The 1311-nt window shown below is 33.8% G+C and carries 1 protein-coding gene; it reads left to right on the plus strand.

What is annotated here, in order from left to right; genetic code table 11:
* Positions 1-54: 54 nt before the first annotated feature.
* Positions 55-1311 (plus strand): IS3 family transposase gene (locus V7112_RS22350; protein WP_335423915.1). Its coding sequence is split into 2 segments (ribosomal slippage), with 1258 coding nucleotides annotated over them: positions 55-514 and positions 514-1311; the frame shifts between segments, so codons are not numbered across the junction. This gene is flagged as partial in the annotation.

Below are 1311 nucleotides of genomic sequence, written 5' to 3' on the forward strand. Positions count from 1 at the left end.
TGAACTGCACCCCAATTGTTAGACACAAATCTAACAATTGGAGGTGCATTTTTAATGCCAAAATTTACGGTTGAACAAAAAATGGAAGCCATACTCCGTTACTTGAATGGTGGAGAAAGTCTTAATTCGATTGCTAAATCTTTAGGTATGTCTAATATAGAAATGATTAACTTTTGGATAAAAAAGTATCAATATCACGGGTTAGATACCTTTAAGAGAGGGTATACAAAATTTACTTTTGAAGATAAACTAAACATACTCAAATATATGAACGAAAATGGGTTGTCTATTATACAAACTGCAGTGCAGTTTAATTTATCTTCTCCAGGCATGCTTCGAAATTGGCGAATTAGCCTAGAAAATAATGAAATCGACTCCCTTATACCAAAGAAAAAGGGGCGGCCAAAAATGAAGAAAGACAATCAAAAACAAACTAAAAAGCTCCATCTAGAAGAAGACTCGTTAGAGGCTTTACAAGCAGAAAATGAACGGTTACGTATGGAGAATGCCTATTTAAAAAAGTTGAATGCCTTAGTTCAACAAAAGGAATCATTACACGAAAAGACAAAGCGCAGGTAGTCTTTGAACTAAGGGATCAATTCAATGTACAAGCATTAATAATACTTGCGAACATTAAGCGGAGTACCTATTACTACTGGACAAAGAACTTTGAACGACCTGATAAATACTCTGAAATGAAATCGTTGATTTCTTCTATTTATCATGAACATAGAGGAAGATATGGATACCGTCGTATTACCTTAGAACTACGAAACCGAGGCTATGAGATTAATCATAAAACTGTATATCGTTTAATGAAGGAGTTAGGTTTGAAATCCTTAGTTCGAATGAAAAAATATCAATCTTATAAAGGTAATGTAGGTAAAATTGCTCCAAACATTCTAAAACGTGATTTCACTTCCTCAAATCCAAATGAAAAATGGGTAACGGATGTAACAGAATTCCATTTGTTTGGAGAGAAACTTTATCTTTCACCTATACTAGATTTATATAATGGTGAAATCATAGCTTATAATATTGAAACCCGACCTACGTATCAACTTGTCTCCAAAATGTTAGATAAGGTTTTACCTTCATTAACCAACGGAGAAACACCTATCCTACATTCGGATCAGGGATGGCAATACCAAATGAAACAATATGCATATGCATTAAAGAAACATGGAATTACCCAGAGTATGTCACGAAAAGGAAACTGCTTAGACAACGCAGTAATGGAGAACTTTTTCGGTCTACTAAAATCTGAACTACTTTATTTACAAGAATTTGATAGTATGGAACACTTCAAGC

Source organism: Bacillus sp. JJ1566 (assembly GCF_036962685.1).
Lineage (GTDB): Bacteria > Bacillota > Bacilli > Bacillales > Bacillaceae_L > Ferdinandcohnia.